Source organism: Alteribacter keqinensis (genome assembly GCF_003710255.1).
Classification (GTDB): domain Bacteria; phylum Bacillota; class Bacilli; order Bacillales; family Salisediminibacteriaceae; genus Alteribacter; species Alteribacter keqinensis.
Window position 1 is genome coordinate 1,269,543 of the sequence record NZ_RHIB01000001.1, and the last position, 20,762, is coordinate 1,290,304.

Consider the following 20,762-nt stretch of genomic DNA (forward strand, 5'->3'; position numbering starts at 1 on the left):
TATTTTTTTCATCTTTAAAAGAGGTACATTGGAAAGTTTCACCTTTAGACCTACATTTTTTTCACAGAGTACCCCTTTTACAGAAAGATTTTAAAAAAACAGGTAAAACGACAAAAGTGCCGCCTGGAGGCGACACCATTTGTACGATTATTTTTCCTGTACAAGTTTTACCATCATGTTGGCAATCGCATGCTGCTCTTCTTCAGAGGCAACGCGCCACATATCTGCAAGAACAGCTTCCTGCTCGTTTTTAGGCTCGACTTGTTCAGCCAGGTACTCTCCGACTTGATAAGCCACTTCAGAAACGACCTGATTGTTCATCCCTTCGTGTTTACCCTGCTCCAAACGATCACCTAAAAAGTGTTTCCATTGATCCCAGTTGTCTAAGACACTCATGGTGTACCCTCCCTTTATTTATTTCTCCTATAGTTTTTCTTAGGTGAAGAAGAACTATACATAAAGAGAGAATCTTTAACAGTGCCATGCGCCGTTCACACTCAGGATATGGCCGCTTACGTAAGCAGCACCGGGGGACGCCAGGTAGGATACGGCTTCAGCTACTTCTTCAGGCGTTCCCGGGCGCCCGGCCGGAATATCCTCCACAAGTGCTGCAGACTCTTCTTGTGTGAGGCCATCGTTCATCGCTGTGCTGATCAGACCGGGAGCCACGCCGTTAACCTGTATGCCGGAAGGCCCCAGTTCTTTTGCCAGTGCTTTAACGTATGAATTGAGTCCGCCTTTAATCATGGAGTACAGCACCTCACAGGAAGCACCTGTCAGTCCCCAGACGGAGGAAATGACAATGATTTTTCCAGACTTTCGGCTCAGCATGCCCGGCAAAAATGCATTTGTGATCTGATAGGGGGCAATAAGACCAAGCTGTAGTGCCTGTTCCAAGTCCTTTTGGCCAAAGTCCTGAACAAGGCCGGTATAGCTTTTCCCGCTGTTGTGGACAATGACGTCAGGCGTCCCCCGTACTTTTTCCGAAATGTCCCTCAAAGATTCAGGATCGGTCAGGTCTCCCTGGATAAGTACAGGCTCGCTCCCCCCGGCCAGCACAGCCCGCTCAGCTGTTTTCAAAGCTCCTTCTTTATTCCTGTTATAGTGAAGTACAAGGGAATACCCTTTTTGGGCAAGTGTCACCGCAATCGCCTGGCCAATTGCTCCGCTTGCCCCGGTTACAAATGCTAAAGGCACATCAGCTGTCCCCTTTTGGCTTGACAAGACACTTGCTGTACTGGGTGTCCGTTTTAAAATGTTCGGCCATGGCTGCATTTAAATCCTCAATTGTAATAGACTCCAGTGTAGGGATCACATCAAACAGGTTCATATCATTAAATTGATAACGGGTAAACTGGTTGGCAATATATTCAGGAGAATTAAGGGACTTCAGGAAGTAGCCGATTTTTTTCTTTCTGATGCTTTCCATCGTCTCTTCATGCAGCTCACGTTTCACGAATTCCTCCACCATGGATTTGATCCGATCTGAGAGTTCATCGGGTTTTGATGTATCCCCGCCGATAACAGAGAATCCAAAGCCAAGCTCTCCCGAATAATCAAAGGAGAAGGTGTCATCAATCAGGCCTTCTTCGTACAGTGTTTCATAATTCTCCGAGCTTGGACCGAACATCATTTCAAGAAGAATGTTTATGGAAAGCTCATGCTTTAATAAAGCCTCTCCCTGACGGTCAGGAGAACGGTCCTTAAAGCCAACGAGGCATTTACCCGTTTTCACATTCATGGCAATTTCCTGTGACGCTTGATCAACCTCAGGAGGCTCAGCTTCAAAGAACCGGTCAATTTTTTCAGGCTTGGAAAACTCTTTAGCAGCCTGATTTTCTTTTACAAGCTTCATCATTTCTTCAGGATCTACATTGCCTACGATAAAAAGAAGCATGTTGTTCGGATGGTAAAACGTCTCATAGCACGTGTAGAGGAGGTCTTTTGTGACCTCATTGATTGATTCAATGGTTCCGGCAATATCAATTTTCACCGGGTGGTATTCATACAGATTACTGATCAGACCGAAATAGCCGCGCCAGTCAGGATTATCATCGTACATTTTGATTTCCTGCCCGATAATTCCTTTTTCCTTTTCCACACTCTCTTCGGTAAAGTATGGCTTCTGCACAAAGTCCAACAGGGTTTTCAGGTTTTGCTCCACACTCGAGGTGCTTGAGAACAAATAGGCTGTCCTGGTAAAGCTCGTAAATGCATTGGCGGATGCCCCTTGTTTACTGAAGAGCTGAAATACATCTCCGTCTTCATCTTCAAAAAGCTTGTGCTCAAGGAAGTGGGCAATGCCGTCAGGAACTTTTAGTGCATCTTTTTTACCCAGAGGGATGAAATGGTTGTCAATGGAGCCGTACTTTGTTGTAAACGTGGCGAAGGACTTATTAAACCCTGCCTTCGGAAGAATATAAACGTCCAGTCCATTATCAAGCTGTTCGTAATAAAGCGTTTCATTGAGCTGGTCAAAAGTCTGTTTATTCACCGGAATCATCCTCCGTTCCTTTTAGGAAGTAAATAGTATCGAGTTCAACTTTCTCTGCCACCGAAACGACATCTTCCTTTGTTACTTTTTCAATGCCCGGGATCCATTCATCAAGTTCCCGCTTTTTCTCTCCAAGCTCGTTATGATACATCAGCTCAACGAGTCCTCTGGGTGCATCCATTGTTTCAAGAAGCTGGTTTTTAAGGACTGCTTTTGTCTGTTCGAGCTGTGCATCATCGAAGTCTCCGTTCTTCATCGCTTCCATCTGCTCGCGGATGATTCTTACGGCTTTGTCATAGTTGGACGTTTCAATCCCGCTCATGACCATTAAAAGACCTTTGTGGCTTTCTACCCTGGATGCTGCATAATACGCAAGGCTTGCCTTTTCACGGACGTTAATGAAAAGTTTGGAATGGGAAAATCCGCCGAACAGCCCGTTAAACAATTGAAGTGCAAAATATTCGTCATCCTGATACGTAATATTTGTACGGTAACCAAGGTGAAGCTTCCCTTGTTTGAGATCCTGCTGTTCGATGATTTCATTTTCCTCTATGGTGCGGGTTTTTTCTTTTTCAGCAGAGGATGGTGTCTGGTCTTTACGCTCGGGAAAAGCAAGATGCGCCTGGACGAGCTTTTTTATCTCATCCACTTCCACATCTCCCACTACATAGAGGTCCAGAACGTCTTCTTGCATAATTTTTTTATAATAATCATAAAGGGCAGCAGGCGTAATTTCATCAAGTTCAGAGGCATTGCCGTAGACAAACAGCCCGTAAGGTTCATCTTTGCACATTTCCTCGTTCAGCCTCATGTTGGCGTATCGGATTTTATCATCGTATACGCTTTCAATACGCTGCTTTAAGTTTCTTTTCTCGCTTGTCAGTATGCTGTCTTTAAACCCGCCATCTTCAACGAGGGGATTTGCAACAACCGAGGTCATCATTTTAAACGCTTCTTCCAAAAGAGGCGTATTATCTTTTAAATAGCGCTCATTAGCGACTTCAAGTCTGAAGGAAATAAGATGGTTTTCACCTTTTTTATTCACATCTCCTGTAAGGGACGCCCCGTACAATTCATCAAGGGATTGGCGGATTTTCTGCCTTGTAGGATAGTCTTTTGATCCGCTTTGCATAACAAGGGGAAGTAAGGCTCGTTTCGTGTGATCTTCCTTCGTGAGAGGAGCCCGGATATGTAACACAAGCGTATTTGTTTTATACGTTTTTGACTGAATTACATGGACACATACAGGGCCTTCTGTAAACTGATTGACATTTACTGCTTCCATTTGAAACCCTCCTTTAATTTCCGTTGCATATAAGTCCTTTATGCTTCTTTATTAGGATACCTTTCTTTTTCCTTTATACACTGATTGTAGCGAAAAAGACATCGCTTATGCAAAATATTCCACTCAATTAAAGCATGAAAAAAAAGAACGCAGAATAATCGGATATTCCGGCGTTCTTTCATCAGCTTATACACGTTTTCTAATAACATGAAATTTAAACTTATCAGCTCTGAAATAGTTAATGGAATAGAGAACAGGCGTCTCCTGCAGATTGAAATGCATCTGCTTCAGTGTTAAAAGTGACGTTTCCGGTTCACATTCAAGGATCTCAGATACTTTCTCGTGAAACCCGACCGGCTCGATTTGTGTATGAGCATAACTGATTGACGTACCCGAGGATTCAAGCTGGTTAAAAATCGACTCTTCCTTATGGGAAACATAATCAGGCAGCAGTCTTTTCGGAAGCTTGTCCAGGCAGTAGACAACCGGTTTCCCGTCAGCAGTACGAACACGCTCGATTACGATGATCTCCTTAAGATTAAGATCGTTAAATCTGACGCAGTCATCTTCTGATGCCGGCTGCACAGTTGAAGATAAAAAGATGGTGCCGGGCTCCATGTTGCTTGTTTTAATCATATCGGTTACACTGTTGAGCTCTTCAATACCCGAGGTGAACAGCGGTTTCGAATTTACGAAAGTTCCCACTCCGTGTCTTCTTATAATTACGCTTTCATCTTCAAGCATTCTTAATGCTTCTCTTAATGTAGCCCGGCTTACACCAAGCTGTTTGGACAGGCCGAACTCTGATGGCAGTCTCTCCCCTGGTTCGTAATGGCCTTTGTCAATGTCGTCTTTTATCCGGTCAATGACCTGTAAATAAAGCGGCCGATGGTCGGACTTAATCATAAATCCACTCCCCTTACACCCATATATCTCTTTTTTTCGCAGAACAGAAATCACTAAATTAACTTTATCACGAAAACTGGAATTACACTAGCATTTTTAAAAGCGCTTTCCGCGGTGGTGACGGCGAGCTACCAAGAGGTTTATGCCTGTTTCTTCCACGCTACGCAGATATGTCGAGCACCTCGCAGCTTATTCGTGGTGTAACTGCTCGTTGCTCCCGCAGAGTGTCGTGCACTCGCGAAACGGGATAAAAAAAGCTGCTTTATAAAGGGGGACTCCCTCTGAATAAAACAGCCTTTCTCCTAACCGTTTGACACCTGGTCGTCCTGTCCTTTAGCGACGAGTACTTCCCTCGGCTTGCTTCCTTCGTAGGGTCCCACTACACCGCGGACCTCCATTTCATCAATAAGTCGGGCGGCTCTCGTGTAACCGATACGAAAGCGCCTTTGAAGCATGGATACCGAAGCGGTCTGCATTTCTGTGATGAGCTGGACTGCTTCATCATACAGATCATCCTCAACGGCCCCATGGGATTCCTGCTCCCCTTCCTGAGGAATCATTTCTTCTGCGTACTGTGCCTTCTGCTGTTCAATACAGAAGTTTACAATCCGCTCAACTTCATCATCACTTAGGAAAGCACCTTGTATTCTTGTAGGTTTGGATGCTCCCACAGGAATGAACAGCATGTCTCCCCGTCCGAGAAGCTTTTCTGCACCGTTCATATCCAGGATTGTTCTGGAGTCAGTCTGACTGGATACCCCAAAAGCAATTCTGGATGGTATGTTTGCTTTGATTACACCTGTAATAACATCCACAGACGGTCGCTGTGTGGCAATAATCAAGTGAATACCTGCAGCCCGGGCCATCTGGGCAAGACGTGTAATGGAGTCTTCCACGTCTGAAGAGGCGACCATCATAAGGTCTGCAAGCTCATCGACGATAACGACGATAAACGGCAGGTACGGATGGTGATCCTCTTCAGGCCTCTTCGCATTTTCTCTTTTCATGTAGGCATTGTACCCTTCAATGTTCCTTGTACCTGAATCTGCAAAAAGTTCATAGCGTCTTTCCATTTCAGATACAACTTTTTTAAGGGCCTGTGATGCTTTTTTCGGGTCCGTCACTACCGGTGAAAGAAGATGTGGTATGCCGTTGTATACATTCAGCTCAACCATTTTCGGGTCGATCATCATCAGCTTTACTTCGTGAGGCTTGCTTCGCATCAGAATACTTACGACGATTCCGTTTATACATACACTTTTTCCGCTTCCTGTTGCCCCTGCAACAAGAAGGTGGGGCATTTTATTGAGCTCTGCAATAACGGCTTCCCCTGATATGTTACGGCCAAGACCGATAGCGAGAGGGTTATCGGAATCAAGCATCTGTTTCGCTTCAAGCACTTCTTTCAGGGTCACCAAAGACACTTCCTGATTTGGAACTTCAATCCCGATTGCTGATTTTCCCGGAATCGGCGCTTCAATACGGATATCCTTGGCAGCCAGTGCCAGAGCAAGGTCATCACTAAGGTTTACGATCTTGCTTACTTTTACACCGGCAGACGGGTACACTTCGTATTTCGTCACCGACGGACCGAGATGAACTTCTGTGACTCTTGCTTTTACTCCGAAGCTTTCAAGAGTCTGCTCCAGCTTCCGGGCATTTTTCGAAAGAAGGTGATGCTCTTTCGTCTGATTTGTCTTTTTCGGATTGTTTAAAAGCCCGCCGTCCGGGAGCTCATAGTTTTCGTTCTCTCTTGAGATGACCGCAAGAGAAGCAGTAGGAACAGGAATCGCTTCTTCTTCCTCTTCATCAGGTATGGGCTTTTTAGCCTGCGGGTCTTCACTTGAAGGAGTCTTTGAAGAAAGAGGTGCTGTACCTTCGGAAGAGTCCTGCAGCCCTGATCCGTCTTCGTACGCTTTTGTTGAAAAGTCGTAAATAATCGGCTCTTCCTCCGGTTGATCGCTGCCTGAAGATACAGGTTCGGGAGCAATGGACGTTTGAGGGGCTTCGGGCTTTTTACCGGCTTTTTTCTTTTCCTCTGCTTCTTGTTTTAACGATTTTCGTCTCTCGTTTACCGCCTCTTTCATGGAATGAAAGCTCTCAATGAGCCAGGCTCCGAGAGAAGTGAACATTTTTTTCAGAGAATCGATTACCCTGTCTGTACCCTTTTTAAGTACATCTGTAACCGACCGCCCTGTAATCAGTATGATGGCTGCAATAATCAGACCGATTGAAAAAGCGATGGTTCCGCCGGATGCAAACAAAAAGTGGGTCATACTGAAACCCAGAGCTCCGACCATCCCCCCGCCAAGGCTTTCAATGGCTGCATCACCGCTGAGCTGCATCATAAAGAGATAGTACGTATTCATAATAACAGAACGGTCTGTAAACGCTTCGGCTTCGGCGAGGGCTTCAAACAACCGTACGTGGGTAAGTAAAGCGATGGCAAAAACCAATACGTACATACCGGTCATTCGTCTCGTCCAGAACGTGGGCCATTTTCGTTTGATCATAAAATAAAAGGATAGAAGAAGAAGCCCGATCGTCAGAATCGTATGCCAGTCTCCAAGAACAAACCTGAACAGCTGGACGATGCCTTCTCCGGCAAATCCGAGCCGCGCAAATGCCACGGTGGATATGACAAGGAGAAAAACACCTGCAAGTTCGTATGTGAGCTGGGATTTCCATTTTTGTTTTTTTCGTTTTCTTTTTGTCATTTACAACACCTCAACTTATGTAAAGGCTCTCTTCATGTACTATTCGAGAACCTTGTATGAAAAGCCTTTGTCTTATTTTGTCAGCCTTTCTCCGCAACCTTTGCAGGAGAAGTGCTGTTATTCTCACTTACAACTCCCACAAAGAAAACAAGCAGCCATACGATTGGCTGCCTGTCGAACGCTTGTTTTCATTTTATCATACCCTTACTGGTGAAGGAAGGGAGCATTGGCCTCATTTTCCTCTTATTCCAACCCTCCGTTAAGGTTTATCGGATCGAGGAGACTTCCCGGCTGGTAATGACTGTGGAGGTACATGTTCGGATCGGTACTTAATAAACGTACTACCCGGTACTTCCCGGGACCCTCGGAAGCATTTACCGCTTCTACGACTAGAGAGCCGCCTGCTACAGGAATCGTCTGTTGCTTGGTGAACTCTTCTTCACTTGCCGGGAAGATGAGGTTCTGTGCCTGGTACGTATACAGAATCATTGTACGACATCCCCTTCTGTCTGGGGTTTTGCATCATCAATGAGCTCATTAAGTTTTTTGATCGCCATCCCGATCCCGCCCACTTCATTAATCATTCCATATCGGACGGCATCTTCACCGATAACGTTTGTTCCGATATCACGGGTGAGGTTGCCTTTTGAAAGCATAAGGTCTTTGAATTTTTCTTCAGAAATCTCCGAGTTCCGGGTTACAAAGCTGATGACTCTGTCCTGCATTTTATCAAGGTATTCAAACGTTTGAGGCACACCGATCACCAGCCCTGTGAGCCTAACGGGGTGAATGGTCATGGTGGCGGTTTCTGCAATAAAGCTGTAGTCAGCTGCTACTGCAATCGGGACGCCGATGGAATGCCCTCCCCCGAGTACAAGGGTAACGGTTGGCTTGGAAAGAGAAGAGATCATTTCAGCAAGGGCAAGCCCCGCTTCTACATCTCCCCCGACCGTATTCAGGATAACGAGCAGTCCTTCAATCTTTTTATTTTGTTCTGCGGCCACAAGTTGTGGAATGACGTGTTCATACTTCGTTGTTTTATTCTGGGGCGGCAGCTGCATATGCCCTTCGATCTGACCCACAATGGTGAGGACGTGAATATTGGATTCTTCCATTTTAGGGACGTTCGTCGTTCCAAGCTGCTGTATTTTATCCAGAATCCCGTCCTTCCCTTTACCGCCCTCCTGAGGCTGGTTTGGGGCAGGGTTTGGCTGATCGTTCTGATAATAGTGGTTCATCGGCAGTTTCCTCCTCAATAAGACTCTACACGTAGTATGGAGAGATCCTTCCTGTTTCATTCCGGGGGATATAAAAAGAAAAAAAGACTGTGACAGACGTGTTTTGGTCAACGAGATCCGTACGAATAAAATGCGGTGCAAATAAATTGCTCCTGAAATATACTTCGTTTTCCACGGAATACTGGTGAACTCGTGCTACGCAAAACCACTGAAAAAGTCCATTTTCTTTTAAAACAGGCTCTGTTAAAGGTAGACGTTGATTTTCGCTCCTTTGCCTCCCTTTCCGCAGCGGCGCGGGTGAGCCTCCAGGAGGTTTATGCCTTGCTTCTTCCTCTACCGGTAACGCTACGCAGATATATGCGTCGAAGCAACTCGCAGCTTATTCGTGGTGTAAATGCTGGTTGCTCTTGCAGGAGTGTCGCCAAATCGCTGCAATCAACGACTTTTTAAATCAACAATGACTTTTAACACATCATAATAAACTTAGCCTCCTACCCACTGTGGGGTCTTATCTTTGCTTTTCATCCCGCAGGAGTCTGCGTATATTTCATCCGCTTTGTTATGGCATTGTTCGGATGCTCAGCTAAATGTTCCAATCACTTTCTTAAGCAACGACGAGGAAAGCCGCTGGCCTGCACGAGTGGGTTTCTCGTGCAGGGCCAGCGGCGGGATCCATTGCCAAACCACTTATAAACTTTTGAGACAACTTCTTTTACTTTGAATCCATGATGATCGGCATCACCATCGGACGTCTCTTCGTTTTATCAAAAAGGAACTTCCCTAAAGCATCACGTATACTGCTCTTAATCTGAGACCATTCCATAATCCGCTGCTCGCTGCAATGGGCAATGGTTTTCGTCACAAGGGACTCGGCTTCCTTGATCAAGTCTTCAGACTCCCGTACGTAGACAAATCCCCGGGAGATAATATTAGGTCCTGCAATACACTCGTTGGATTTATTCAACGTTATCACGACTACGAGAATACCATCTTTGGAGAGGAGGCGTCGGTCTCTCAGAACGATGTTTCCAACATCACCGACTCCTAGTCCGTCAATCAGTACATTACCGGCAGGGATTTTTCCGGACTTCTTTCCCTGGCGTTTTTCAAATTCGACACACTCCCCTTTTTCCAGAAGAAAGATGTTTTCCTGTTCAACCTTACAGCTTTTCGCGAGCATCCCGTGGGCATACTGCATCCTGAACTCACCGTGAACCGGGATAAAATGACGGGGTTTTATCAGGTTAAGCATAAGCTTGAGTTCTTCTTGATACCCATGTCCGCTTGCATGAACAGAATCTTTTCCATACACCACATCAGCCCCTGAACGGTGTAGAAGATCAATTGTCCTGGAGATGGATTTTTCATTTCCGGGAGAAGGTGCTGCGGAAATAATGACACGGTCTGAATCCTTTATTTTTATCTGCTTGTGCGTTTTTTGTGCCATCTGGGACAAAGCACTTAACGGCTCGCTTTTACTTCCTGTTGTAAGGATAACAAGTTTATCGTCCGCATAGTTTCCAGCATCATCAGGATCAATAATCAAATCCGGCGGAAAAGTCAGGTAGTCCTCTTTTGAAGCAACATCAATAACCTGTTTCATTGTGCTTCCCACCGGCACGACTTTCCGGCCGGTACGGTCTGCTGCATCAAGTGCCTGCTGAATTCGGTCTATGTTTGTGGAAAATGCAGCAATAATCATTCTTCCCGGTGCTTCGTAAAAGGCGTCGTTTAATCGCTGGCTCACTTTTGTTTCACTCAAGCTCACACCAGGTTTTTCAGCATTCATACTGTCTGACATCAGACAGAGAACCCCTTTTTCCCCGAGGGCTGCCAGTTTGCCAATCTCTGTTTCACGTCCATCGACCGGTGTCGGATCGAGTTTGAAATCACCAGTGTAAACAATCGGCCCCTGTGACGTATGAATACAGATGCCCAGGGCACCCGGGATACTGTGTGTGACGTGGAAAAAAGTGAGCGGTGTATTGCCCACTCTGATTTTCGATTCAGCATGAATTTCTTTGGTGTCTGGTTCGGGACAGCCTTTTAAATCTTTGCAGAGCTGTTTTACAAATGCGAGAGTCAGTCTCGTTCCATATACGGGAACATTCAATTCTTTTACGAGATAAGGAATGGCCCCGATGTGATCTTCATGGCCATGGGATAGAACAATTCCTTTCACACGGTCTTTGTTTTCAGTCAGAAATGAAAAATCAGGAATCACAAGATCGACTCCGAGCATATCATCTTCAGGAAACATCAGTCCTCCGTCAATAACGATTATTTCCTCATCGAGTTCCACTACATACATATTTTTTCCGATTTCTCCAATGCCACCGAGGGCAGCTATACGAATCTTTTCTGTTTGTTTCGACAATGTCGGTATCCTCCTATATTTATTTGGCACGTCCTGGTTACTGTCTGTAGTATAACGCACTTCGTTTTTCCATGACAAGAAGGGCAGGGAAAAAGAGGGAAATTATACATGTCAAACGAAAACCCCCGGGCCGATGTTCACGGAGTCCCGGGGGTTTTGTACTGTTTTTCAGCTTTCTTCGATCATCAGCCTTATTTCATTAAATCGTATTAAGCACGTCGCTTAATTTGTGACGCTCTTCGGATGTTAATGGAATCAGGGGCAGTCGTACGCCTCCTGTATCCAGTCCTTTTAGCTGAAGAGCTGTTTTTACCGGTACGGGATTTGGTGCTGCAAACAATCCGTTCATTACCGGCAGAAGCTTTTGATGAAGCTTGCTTGCCTCTTTGTGCTTACCGTTCAGGTGAGCGTTAATCATCTCCTGCATTTCATTTCCGAGTACATGAGAAGCAACACTTACTACCCCGTCGCCTCCAATGCTCATGATTGGGAGAGTCAGTCCGTCATCACCGGAGTATACAGTAAAATCTTCCGGTGTTTTGTAAATGATGTCCGTAATCTGATCCAGATCTCCGCTTGCTTCTTTTACACTGACGATGTTGTCTATTTTTGAGAGCTCAACGACCGTATCTGTATGCATACTCGTCCCGGTTCGTCCAGGTACGTTGTACAGCATAACCGGAAGTTTGGTTTTCTCGGCAATTGTTTTAAAGTGCTCAAACATTCCCTGTTGTGAAGGCTTATTGTAGTAAGGAGTGACGAGCATCACTGCGTCCACACCAGTCTGTTCCGCTCTTTTGGTAAATTCAACTGTCTGAAAAGTATTGTTCGATCCGGTTCCGGCAATGATTTTCACACGGCCGCCGGCTACTTTAACGGCGTGCTCAAACAAGGCAAGCTTCTCTTCCTGGGACAACGTAGGAGATTCTCCTGTAGTGCCTGCGACAACAAGTCCATCAGACCCGTTGGCAATCAGGTGCTCAATAACCTTGGTTGTTTTATTAAAATCAATGTTCCCCTTTGAGTCAAACGGGGTGACCATTGCTGTCACAATGTGTCCGAAATTCATGTTGGCTCAACTCCTATTGATGATCTTAAACGTGTCCTAAAAATATTTCGTGCAGTGCGTTGACTGCAGCTGTCATGTCTTCTTCTTTTACCAGCACCCATATTGTAGTATGAGAGTCAGCTGATTGCAAAATCTGAATGTTCTTCATGGATAACGCTTCTACAATTTTGGATGTTACACCAGGCACTCCTGTCATACCGGCTCCGACAGCACTTACTTTCGCACAGTTTCTTTGTGCTTCCGGTTTGAAGCCGAGTTCTGTCAGGACGTGAATGGCGCGGTCGGCCACTTCATCCTTTACTGTATAAGCGACACCCATCGGCTGAATGCTGATAAAGTCCACGCTGATATTTTCATTTGCCATTGCTTTAAATACTTTCGCCTGAAGGTCGTATTCCCCTTCGCGGGCCGCTACTTTTATCTGTGTTACGTTGTTTACATGGGCGATGCCTGTAATCGTCCGCTCTTCCACGTCCTGGCCGAGAGCTTTTGCAGTAGATGTGGTAATCAGTGTTCCTTCTCCGTCCGAAAAGGTAGACCGGATACGAATCGGTACTTTCGCCTGCATGGCAATTTCCACTGCACGGGGGTGAATCACCTTCGCGCCCTGATAGGCCATATTGCAGATTTCGTTATACGTTACAACACCGAGAGGCTTCGCTTTATCCACTACCCGCGGATCCGCTGTCATGACCCCTTCTACATCTGTAAAGATATCAACCACTTCTGCTTTCAGGGCTGCACCAAGAGCCGTAGCAGACGTATCTGAACCTCCACGGCCGAGGGTGGCTGTTGTCCCTTTCGGCGTGAGCCCTTGGAAACCGGTAACCACAACGACGTCAGCCTCATCGAGTGCAGCTGTCAGCTCTTCCGTTTTCATCTCTGTGATTTTGCCGTTCGTATAGTCTTCTGTTACGCGAAAGCCTGCCTGGGCACCTGTAAGGGCCAGTGCCTTAACCCCTTTTTCATTAAGCAACTGAGAGAAGACAACGGATGATATTACCTCGCCGCAGGAGGCCAGAAGATCGAGCTCTCTTTTAGAAACATTGGCATTTACACTTCCCCCGACGAGATTTAACAGTGTATCTGTCGCATAGGGATCGCCTGAGCGTCCCATAGCGGAAACAACGACTACAATCTTGCCTCCAGGCTTGAGTGCTTTTATAACATGATTTGCAGCCATTTCTCTCATTTCAGCTGTCTTAAGAGAAGAACCGCCGAATTTCTGTACAATAATGTTCATAGCCCACCTCGATCTTTACTTGAGTAATCCTTTTTTTACAAGCGCCTGGGCTATTTGAACACTGTTCAGCGCAGCCCCTTTGAGAAGGTTGTCAGAAACAATCCAGCAATGGAAACCTTTATCGTTATCAAGGTCTTTACGGATCCGGCCGACAAACACATCATCTTTTCCTGCAGCATCGACTGCCATCGGATACAGCTGCTCTTTCGGGTCGTCCATAAGTGTGACACCTTCAGCTTTATCCAGAACAGAAAAGATATCTTCTGTTGAAATACCTTCTTTACTTATTTCAAAGAACACACTTTCGCTGTGTCCTGTTTCGATTGGAAGACGTACACATGTGGCAGCCACATGAAGGCTGTTATCTCCTGTGATTTTCTTCGTTTCATTGATCATCTTCATTTCTTCAAACGTATATCCGTTGTCCTGGAATAAGTCAATTTGCGGAATGGCATTATAAGCGATCTGATAATGCTTTTTATCACCTGAAACCGGCAGAAGGCTGGCTTCTGTCTGTTTACCTTCAATCACATCTTTTGACTGGGAATACATTTCATCAATCGCATCTGCACCTGCACCGCTTACAGCCTGGTAGGTGCTTACGATGATCTTTTCAAGCCCGAATGCTTCTCTGATCGGCTCCAGGGCCGCTACCATTTGGATGGTCGAACAGTTCGGGTTGCTGATAATGCCGTTATGATCATCAAGGTGGTGAGGGTTTACTTCAGGTACGACGAGAGGGACCTCAGGATCCATACGGAACGCACTTGTGTTATCTACTACGATAGCTCCCCGCTTCACTGCTTCCGGCGCGAGGCTCCTGGAAACCGAACCGCCTGCGCTGAAAAGAGCCAGATCAATGCCCTCAAAGGATTCGGGGGTCGCTTCCTTCACTTCAATTTCCTCACCTCGAAAGACCACTTTCGTTCCGGCAGAGCGTTTAGAGGACAGGGGAAGGATTGATTTCACCGGAAAATTAAGACGCTCAAGCGTCTTTAACATTTCTTTTCCTACAGCTCCTGTTGCACCGACTACTGCTACATTAAAATTATTTTTGTTTACCATTTTCATTTCTCCTCTCTCTATATCAATCAAATTGACTTGCCTGTTTACTCAAAGTTTATGGCTATGTATTATTACATACCCTCACCTTCGTTTTCAACACAGAGTAATTACAGATAAAAATAACATAACGTAGTTAAGGGCAGGCCCTAACTACGTTTATATTGTACTTAGCAGGAGCATGACCCTGCACTTATTCTATTTTAGCAATTGTTGAGGAATTTTTCATCATTGATTATATCTTTGTATTAAAACCGGCTGAATCTGCTCCCCGGAAATGGCTGCTTCGACAGTATCTGCCAGTCTTGTCATATCCGCTACAAGAGAGTTTGGCTTTTTGTAAGGGTGATCCTGCCCAAACGGGATGAAGTAAATGTTTTTTGTTGCCATAAGACGCATGATGTTAACCCCGTTCAGCCCGAGCGCATCATTTGTTGAAATACCTAAAACCACCGGCTTTCCGTTTCGAAGCGTGGCCTTTGCCCCCATCAGTACCGGCGAATCGGTCAGGGCGTTGGCAAATTTACTCGTCGAATTCCCCGTAATCGGTGCAATAACCATACAATCAAGAGGTGTTGCTGGCCCGAATGGTTCCGCAAGAGGAATGGTGTTTACAATCGGTTCATCTGTAATGCTTTTAATCCGCTCAATCCAGTCCTCACTTTTACCGAACTTAGTATCAGTGCTTTGTACCGTATGTGTCAAAAACGGTGTTACCTTTGCCCCCAGACTAACCAGCTTTTCCATTTCCGGCATGACTTCTTCATACGTACAATGCGACCCGGTTAATCCAAAGCCGATATGTTTCCCTTTTAAGGACATTAAGAAGTGCCTCCCCTCATTTTTTCCCACTGTTCCGCCAGTAGCAGCGACAAAACATTGGCTAAAATTCTTCCTGCAGTCTTCGGTGCTACAATACCGGGCAGCCCCGGAGCCAGTAACGCCTTTATGCCCCTCTTTTCCGCATAGCGAAAGTCGGTGCCCCCCGGCTTGCTTGCCAGGTCCACAATTAAAGCGTGTGCCGGCATTTTAGAAATTACATCTGCTTTTAACACTTCTGCAGGAATGGTATTAATAATGACATCCGCACTCTCCACATGAGCCCGCAGATCTGAAAGTGCAATGGGTTCAAGACCCTGTTCAAACGCTCTTGCAAGAAGCTCTGTTTCCTGTGCTGCCACTTTTACCTTTGCCCCCAGCTGCCTGAATGTTCTTGCAACAGTCATACCGACACGGCCGAAACCGAGTACGACCATTTCTGATGAATGAATGGTCGTGTCTGTATGCTGAATGACCATCATCACAGTGCCTTCAGCAGTCGGAACGGAGTTATAAATCGCCACATCATCACGGTTAAATACTTCGACAAACGGACGCTTGCAGATGTTAAGCAGAGCTTTTATTGATTCCGTTGAAATCCCTGAGTAGATCGTCGTCGTCTTCTTCGTACCACTTAACCATTTTGCATCTATCATAATCGGCTCTCCGGAGAAGATCGTCTCCACTTCACCTTTTGCATTCATTCCGCTTACCGGCAGGATGATCGCATCCACCCCTGCCGGGTCGAGTGTACTTATAAATTGTTTGTTTGCACCGGCGAAACCGTCATCCAACTGATCAAATCCGACTAACGACAATTTAGCATCCATCTGTGATAGTTTACGAATAATTTCCAGCTGCCTTGCATCTCCGCCGATGATTGCAATATGCATATCTGTTAACACTCGTTTTTTCTCCCCTTTCTCCCATATGTCTTTTTAAAGGGGACCCTCATTTGCGATGTTCTTCATCCACATACTATGTATTCCTGTAAATGAACGTGCGGGAGTAAGCGCAGTGTTCTTAGAAAAAATGCAGGCTTCCGCAAAAATAAAAAATGAGTATCCCTTTAGCTCAGAATAGCCACACTCAGGAACGTATGTTTGGTATAATATTAAACAAACATACGTTCGTTCTTTAGGGGTGTATCTTAATGACCAATTTCTCGGAAATGAATTTAATCACTTTCCAAAAGGTATTCGCAACAGAGGATGCGTGTCATGACCAGTTGTTTCAGTTAAAGTGGTCAGACGGCTACGTATGCGAGAAATGCGGTCATAAAGAGTGCTTCGTTACAAAGACTCGCAAGCACAGATTATACGAATGTAACGATTGTCATTATCAATCGACGGTGACGGTTGGAACTGTCATGGAGAAAACGCGAACGGACCAAATGGTTCCCAGCCATCTACCTGATTGCCTCTGATAAAAGAGGGGTATCAGCGATGAAATTAGCGAAAGAAGTGGCTGTGACATGCAAAACAGCATGGCTGATGCTTCATAAAATCAGGCAAGCCATGAAGCAGCGGGATGCACGCTATAAATTAGCTGGTATCGTCGAGTTGGACGATGCTTTCTTTGGTGCTCCCAAAGAAGGCGGCAAAAGAGGTCGCGGTACCGATAAAACAAAGGTGCTGGTCGGACTTTCGTTAAATAAAAAAGGGCATCCCCTGTTCGTAAAGATGGAGGTTATTCCAGATGTCAAAAGTAAGACCCTAATTGACTTTGCAGAGCGTCAAATCCACAACGGGTCAACGATTAGCAGCGATGCTTATCGCTCCTATAGAAAACTGGAAGAGAAGGGGTATAACCATGATTTCCAAGTTTATAATCCGAAGAAGAGTCCCGACCACCTTCACTGGCTCCATACCGTGTTATCAAACGCCAAGGCACTCGTAGGCGGGACTTTTCATGGACTGGCTTCGAGACACCTTCAATCATACCTGGATGAATTCTGTTACAAGTTTAATAGAAGACACCATGAAGATGAATTATTCAGCCGTCTTCTTCATCATTGTATGGCGGTTAAGACCATCACACACCGAGAATTAGTAAGCAAATGAATGTAATTTTTAGAGGAGTTTTTGAAATAATCGGAAAAGCCATAATGAAGACCTGTATAATATGTTAAAATTAGGAAATATGTTGCTCGGAATGTACTTAAACTAACGGGGAGTTTACTTGAATAAGTAGACTTACTTAAAACTTAAATGAGGGAAGGGGGAACATAATGGCAAAGTTTGTTGTTTTATTTGGCTCAATCATAATGCTTGTATCGGTGATAATAGGTCTTTATTTTGATATTGGTTACAGTGAAGGAAGTTATCTATATTTATTTCACATGACTTTTTCATTAGCGTTTTTAATTTATGCTATATATTTGATTGTGAAAGATAAGAAGTCCAGTAAGAATTCGGGTGGTGAATTCGGTAAGTGAATTAACTATTTTTATATTCTTAACTCAACTAACGGAGAGCGTTAGTTGAATAAGAAGCAATTAAATTAAAAGCGGAGAAATTCTCCGCTTTTCTTTAATTTCTTGATTTTCTAAGCTAAGGAGATACTTATTAAATAAAATTATTGGATACCCCCCCCTCAACGAAGCATCTATGTACGGAAGGAGCTCCCTATTACAGGCCTGTTGCCGAGCATTCCACTGCTTTACCAACTGCATTGAAAAAGTCATCATTTTAAAAAGTTCGCTCTGTTAAACTCAAGCTCTTTATCAAGACAAAAAGGTATATGCTGATTTCGCTTATTGCATTTTATCCCGGCAGTTGAAGAACCTCCTCAGCATTTCTTATTGCCAAAACACCCCGGCTCCTTGGAGTGATAAATAGGACCGTCATTTTAAAAGGTCTCTGTGTTCGGCTTGATCTGAATACAGCAAAAAGAGGGCGACTCATAAGGTAGCAATTATACCTTGTGAGTCGCCCTCCAGAGCAATAATAAGAGCCATTGCCAACCTACAAGAGGACTTTTGAGACAGCCTCTTTAAGGCTGAACTTCGATTATGATCATGTCTGTTCCTATTTTCTTAATCTGGTGCCAGTAGACAGTCACTTCTTTATCCCGTTTTCCGAGACCGAACCATTTTAATGTTGGAATAACAAATGCCTGGATCTGTCCCGTTCGTTCATCGATAACCAGGTCTGTCTGACCGAGAACACCAAGTCGTTCCCCTTTGTGAAAGTCAATGATTTCTTTATTGCTTATTTCACTCAGGCGCATGGAACCCCTCCTTTATAACCCTCTATATCCGAGTTTATGAATAAAAGGAGGCAGTCATGACATGTTAAGCTAGGGAACTTGGGAGTTTGCCGTCGGGACTTACAAGTGTCATGGCAAAATCCTTTGAAAATACATCGTGACTTATTGTTTTGACGTCTGATAACGATACTTTTTCTATTTCTGCAACAATTTCATCGAGCGTCCGATGTCTTCCGAGAAGCAGCTCGTTCTTCCCGTTTCTGCTCATTCTGCTGTTTGTGCTTTCAAGGCCCAGCATGAGACTGCCTTTAAGCTGTTCTTTTGCATTCTTCAACTCACGCTCTGTTATTCCATTTTCTTTAACTCCGCTCACAACTGAAGACAGGCATTCATACATGTTGTCCAGGTGTTTAACGGCTGTACCTGCATACAGTGTGACCATCCCTGTATCGTGAAAAGAGGAATGATAGGAAAAAACAGAGTATGCCAGACCCCGGTTTTCACGGATTTCCTGAAACAGTCTGCTGCTCATAGACCCGCCCAGAACGTTATTTAAAAGAATCAGGCTGTATATATCTTTATGGCCGATCGGAAGTCCTTCATACCCAAGGCAGAGGTGGGCCTGTTCGGTTTCTTTCTTCCGTGCCATTTTATTATGTTTAAATGTCGGACTCTGAAGGGATTTATCCGATTCAAACTGCCGCATTCCGTTAAATGTATCCTGAATAAATTCAACGAAAGATTCATCCACATTTCCGCATACGGAAATGACAACATTATCTGCATTGTAAAACTGATCCATATAGGATACGAGGGAATCCGTTGAGAACGTCTGCAGTGTCTCCTCTGTCCCGAGTATCGGATAGCCGAGGGGATGGTCTCCAAAGCCAGCCTGGCTTAACAGGTCATGGACAATATCGTCAGGAGTGTCTTCGTACATTTTTATTTCCTCAAGGACAACTCCTTTCTCCTTGACCATTTCCTTCTGATCGAAAGTAGAGTTAAAATACATGTCTGCCAGTACTTCCAACGCATGTCTTGCATGTTCATCGAGCACTTTTGCATAATAGCACGTATATTCCTTGGAGGTAAAAGCATTAACCTGTCCCCCGATGGAATCAAAGGACTCGGCGATCTGCTGGGCATTCCGTGATTTTGTCCCTTTAAAAAACATGTGTTCAAGAAAATGGGACACCCCGTTCTGCATTTTTGTTTCAAACCTGGACCCTGTCCCAATCCATACTCCGATGGAAACTGACCTTACTGTATTGTTCGGTTCAAATACAATTCTCAACCCATTATCACACGTTACTCTTTTAATCAAATTACATCCCCCTAGTACCACGTCTGTTGTTGTTTTCCAGTGATGCGCTCTTCACTCAATGTCTCCGACACGGTGCCGAGATGCAACCCTTTTTCCTTCAGTCCGACTATCATCTGCTCCAGCCCCTCTTCTGCCGAGGCGGTCGGATGCATCAGAACGAGTGAACCTGCTTCTGATTTTTCGATGATTTTTAAAGCCATCTGGTCCGCCGGCGGGTTTCGCCAGTCAATCGTATCGACGGTCCACATGACAGTATGCATGGCTAACTCACTGGCAATGTCTACTGCATCCTGTCGGAAGCTTCCGCTCGGCGGTGCAAACCAGTGTGGTTTAACTCCGAGGGTCGCATCTATAATATCATTCGTTTTTACAAGCTCTTCACGTATCCGATCATTGGAGAGTTGTTTCATATCAGGGTGAGAATAGGCGTGGTTTCCTATCTCATGACCTTCTTCTACAATCATTTTAGCAAGTTTTGGGTTTTTTTTCACCCATGAACCGTCTAAAAAAAACGTTGACTTCACATCATGTTCCTTTAATGTCTTCAACATCCCGGGTAGAAATTCATTTCCCCATGCCACATTGATCATGAGGGATACCATTGGCTTTTCCGGATTTCCCTTGAATATCGGGCTTGGAGGAAGATCATCAAGCCTCACTTTTGGCCTGGTCTGAACGTATACAAGTTTTTTCGGATCAAAAACCCCGCCCGGCTTCATTTTCTCATACGAAGCTGTTTCATCAACTTCGAGTCCGTTAAGTCCAGGAATGGCCTTCCATACTTTATCAACTACCGCATCTGCAGCTGCTACTTCAAACTCAGTTTTCCTGTCTGAAATCTCCTGGTATAAAGGGTTTTTGCTTGAAAGCGCTTCTACGGAAGCCTCACTCTTCAATTCATATATATAACTCGAAGTTATTGGATTCTGGGTACTGATTAACGTCAGAAGAAGTATGAATAAAAATGTCGACCACTGCAGCAGAAATCGCTTAACCATAGGCTGTCCCTCCTTATTAT

Annotated in this window: 18 protein-coding genes and 1 pseudogene; 2 read left to right on the forward strand and 17 right to left on the reverse strand. The window is 44.9% G+C overall.

What is annotated here, in order from left to right; translation table 11 throughout:
* Positions 1–147 precede the first annotated feature (147 nt).
* From EBO34_RS06215 to dpaA, 14 genes are all read right to left on the reverse strand, one after another.
* Positions 148–396 carry a DUF3243 domain-containing protein gene (locus tag EBO34_RS06215; RefSeq protein WP_122897045.1) on the reverse strand — a complete coding sequence of 83 codons (249 nt, stop codon included), beginning with the start codon at positions 394–396 and terminating at the stop codon, positions 148–150.
* A gap of 75 nt (positions 397–471) precedes the next feature.
* Positions 472–1,197 (reverse strand): elongation factor P 5-aminopentanone reductase, encoded by a 726-nt coding sequence (gene ymfI / locus EBO34_RS06220; protein ID WP_249414023.1) that lies wholly within the window; start codon positions 1,195–1,197, stop codon positions 472–474.
* A gap of 1 nt (position 1,198) precedes the next feature.
* On the reverse strand, positions 1,199–2,494 hold the full coding sequence (gene yfmH / locus EBO34_RS06225) for an EF-P 5-aminopentanol modification-associated protein YfmH (protein ID WP_122897047.1): 1,296 nt from the start codon (positions 2,492–2,494) through the stop codon (positions 1,199–1,201).
* Entirely contained in the window at positions 2,487–3,779 is a 1,293-nt protein-coding gene (gene yfmF, locus EBO34_RS06230; protein ID WP_122897048.1) for an EF-P 5-aminopentanol modification-associated protein YfmF, read from the reverse strand. Before yfmF ends, yfmH begins: the two co-directional genes overlap by 8 nt.
* A gap of 186 nt (positions 3,780–3,965) precedes the next feature.
* On the reverse strand, positions 3,966–4,685 hold the full coding sequence (locus EBO34_RS06235) for a GntR family transcriptional regulator (protein ID WP_122897049.1): 720 nt from the start codon (positions 4,683–4,685) through the stop codon (positions 3,966–3,968).
* 302 nt (positions 4,686–4,987) lie between these two features.
* Positions 4,988–7,402: a DNA translocase FtsK gene (locus tag EBO34_RS06240; RefSeq protein ID WP_122897050.1), complete on the reverse strand. Its 2,415-nt coding sequence runs from the start codon at positions 7,400–7,402 to the stop codon at positions 4,988–4,990.
* Between the two features lie 243 nt (positions 7,403–7,645).
* Complete coding sequence (locus tag EBO34_RS06245) at positions 7,646–7,891, reverse strand: YlzJ-like family protein (protein ID WP_122897051.1); 246 nt, start codon at positions 7,889–7,891, stop codon at positions 7,646–7,648.
* On the reverse strand, positions 7,888–8,640 hold the full coding sequence (locus EBO34_RS06250; protein ID WP_122897052.1) for a ClpP family protease: 753 nt from the start codon (positions 8,638–8,640) through the stop codon (positions 7,888–7,890). The genes EBO34_RS06245 and EBO34_RS06250 overlap by 4 nt, the downstream gene beginning before the upstream one ends.
* Positions 8,641–9,352: 712 nt before the next feature.
* Positions 9,353–11,017 carry a ribonuclease J gene (locus EBO34_RS06255; RefSeq protein WP_122897053.1) on the reverse strand — a complete coding sequence of 555 codons (1,665 nt, stop codon included), beginning with the start codon at positions 11,015–11,017 and terminating at the stop codon, positions 9,353–9,355.
* A gap of 199 nt (positions 11,018–11,216) precedes the next feature.
* A complete protein-coding gene (gene dapA / locus EBO34_RS06260; RefSeq protein WP_122897054.1) occupies positions 11,217–12,086 on the reverse strand; it encodes a 4-hydroxy-tetrahydrodipicolinate synthase in 870 nt (289 codons plus the stop codon).
* A 25-nt stretch (positions 12,087–12,111) separates the two neighbouring features.
* Positions 12,112–13,329 (reverse strand): aspartate kinase, encoded by a 1,218-nt coding sequence (gene dapG / locus EBO34_RS06265; RefSeq protein ID WP_122897055.1) that lies wholly within the window; start codon positions 13,327–13,329, stop codon positions 12,112–12,114.
* Positions 13,330–13,344: 15 nt separating this feature from the next.
* Positions 13,345–14,394, reverse strand: a complete 1,050-nt coding sequence (gene asd, locus EBO34_RS06270) for an aspartate-semialdehyde dehydrogenase (protein ID WP_122897056.1) — start codon at positions 14,392–14,394, stop codon at positions 13,345–13,347.
* 225 nt (positions 14,395–14,619) lie between these two features.
* On the reverse strand, positions 14,620–15,213 hold the full coding sequence (locus EBO34_RS06275) for a dipicolinate synthase subunit B (RefSeq protein ID WP_122897057.1): 594 nt from the start codon (positions 15,211–15,213) through the stop codon (positions 14,620–14,622).
* Positions 15,213–16,115 carry a dipicolinic acid synthetase subunit A gene (gene dpaA, locus EBO34_RS06280; RefSeq protein ID WP_122897058.1) on the reverse strand — a complete coding sequence of 301 codons (903 nt, stop codon included), beginning with the start codon at positions 16,113–16,115 and terminating at the stop codon, positions 15,213–15,215. Before dpaA ends, EBO34_RS06275 begins: the two co-directional genes overlap by 1 nt.
* Before the next feature lie 248 nt (positions 16,116–16,363).
* On the opposite strand from dpaA, the pseudogene EBO34_RS06285 reads away from it, so the two are divergent.
* Both EBO34_RS06285 and EBO34_RS06290 read left to right on the forward strand, forming a co-directional pair.
* Positions 16,364–17,273 (forward strand): annotated as a pseudogene (locus EBO34_RS06285) (IS1595 family transposase).
* Positions 17,274–17,440: 167 nt separating this feature from the next.
* Positions 17,441–17,647 carry a hypothetical protein gene (locus EBO34_RS06290; protein ID WP_122897059.1) on the forward strand — a complete coding sequence of 69 codons (207 nt, stop codon included), beginning with the start codon at positions 17,441–17,443 and terminating at the stop codon, positions 17,645–17,647.
* Between the two features lie 557 nt (positions 17,648–18,204).
* Here the strand turns inward: EBO34_RS06290 and EBO34_RS06295 are convergent.
* From EBO34_RS06295 to EBO34_RS06305, 3 genes are all read right to left on the reverse strand, one after another.
* A complete protein-coding gene (locus tag EBO34_RS06295; RefSeq protein WP_110517759.1) occupies positions 18,205–18,441 on the reverse strand; it encodes a YlmC/YmxH family sporulation protein in 237 nt (78 codons plus the stop codon).
* Between the two features lie 64 nt (positions 18,442–18,505).
* Positions 18,506–19,744: a M16 family metallopeptidase gene (locus EBO34_RS06300; protein WP_122897060.1), complete on the reverse strand. Its 1,239-nt coding sequence runs from the start codon at positions 19,742–19,744 to the stop codon at positions 18,506–18,508.
* Between the two features lie 11 nt (positions 19,745–19,755).
* Positions 19,756–20,742, reverse strand: coding sequence for a polysaccharide deacetylase family protein (locus EBO34_RS06305; RefSeq protein WP_122897061.1), 987 nt, complete (start codon positions 20,740–20,742; stop codon positions 19,756–19,758).
* Positions 20,743–20,762 lie beyond the last annotated feature (20 nt).

Excerpts from the sequence above, each read along its gene's own strand:
- dapA (WP_122897054.1), bottom strand. The coding sequence starts at position 12,086 with ATGAATTTCGGACACATTGTGACAGCAATGGTCACCCCGTTTGACTCA.
- EBO34_RS06240 (WP_122897050.1), bottom strand. The coding sequence starts at position 7,402 with ATGACAAAAAGAAAACGAAAAAAACAAAAATGGAAATCCCAGCTCACA.
- EBO34_RS06245 (WP_122897051.1), bottom strand. The coding sequence starts at position 7,891 with ATGATTCTGTATACGTACCAGGCACAGAACCTCATCTTCCCGGCAAGT.
- EBO34_RS06290 (WP_122897059.1), top strand. The coding sequence starts at position 17,441 with ATGGCAAAGTTTGTTGTTTTATTTGGCTCAATCATAATGCTTGTATCG.
- EBO34_RS06295 (WP_110517759.1), bottom strand. The coding sequence starts at position 18,441 with ATGCGCCTGAGTGAAATAAGCAATAAAGAAATCATTGACTTTCACAAA.
- yfmF (WP_122897048.1), bottom strand. The coding sequence starts at position 3,779 with ATGGAAGCAGTAAATGTCAATCAGTTTACAGAAGGCCCTGTATGTGTC.
- EBO34_RS06235 (WP_122897049.1), bottom strand. The coding sequence starts at position 4,685 with ATGATTAAGTCCGACCATCGGCCGCTTTATTTACAGGTCATTGACCGG.
- EBO34_RS06275 (WP_122897057.1), bottom strand. The coding sequence starts at position 15,213 with ATGTCCTTAAAAGGGAAACATATCGGCTTTGGATTAACCGGGTCGCAT.
- asd (WP_122897056.1), bottom strand. The coding sequence starts at position 14,394 with ATGGTAAACAAAAATAATTTTAATGTAGCAGTAGTCGGTGCAACAGGA.
- EBO34_RS06215 (WP_122897045.1), bottom strand. The coding sequence starts at position 396 with ATGAGTGTCTTAGACAACTGGGATCAATGGAAACACTTTTTAGGTGAT.
- dapG (WP_122897055.1), bottom strand. The coding sequence starts at position 13,329 with ATGAACATTATTGTACAGAAATTCGGCGGTTCTTCTCTTAAGACAGCT.
- EBO34_RS06250 (WP_122897052.1), bottom strand. The coding sequence starts at position 8,640 with ATGAACCACTATTATCAGAACGATCAGCCAAACCCTGCCCCAAACCAG.
- EBO34_RS06305 (WP_122897061.1), bottom strand. The coding sequence starts at position 20,742 with ATGGTTAAGCGATTTCTGCTGCAGTGGTCGACATTTTTATTCATACTT.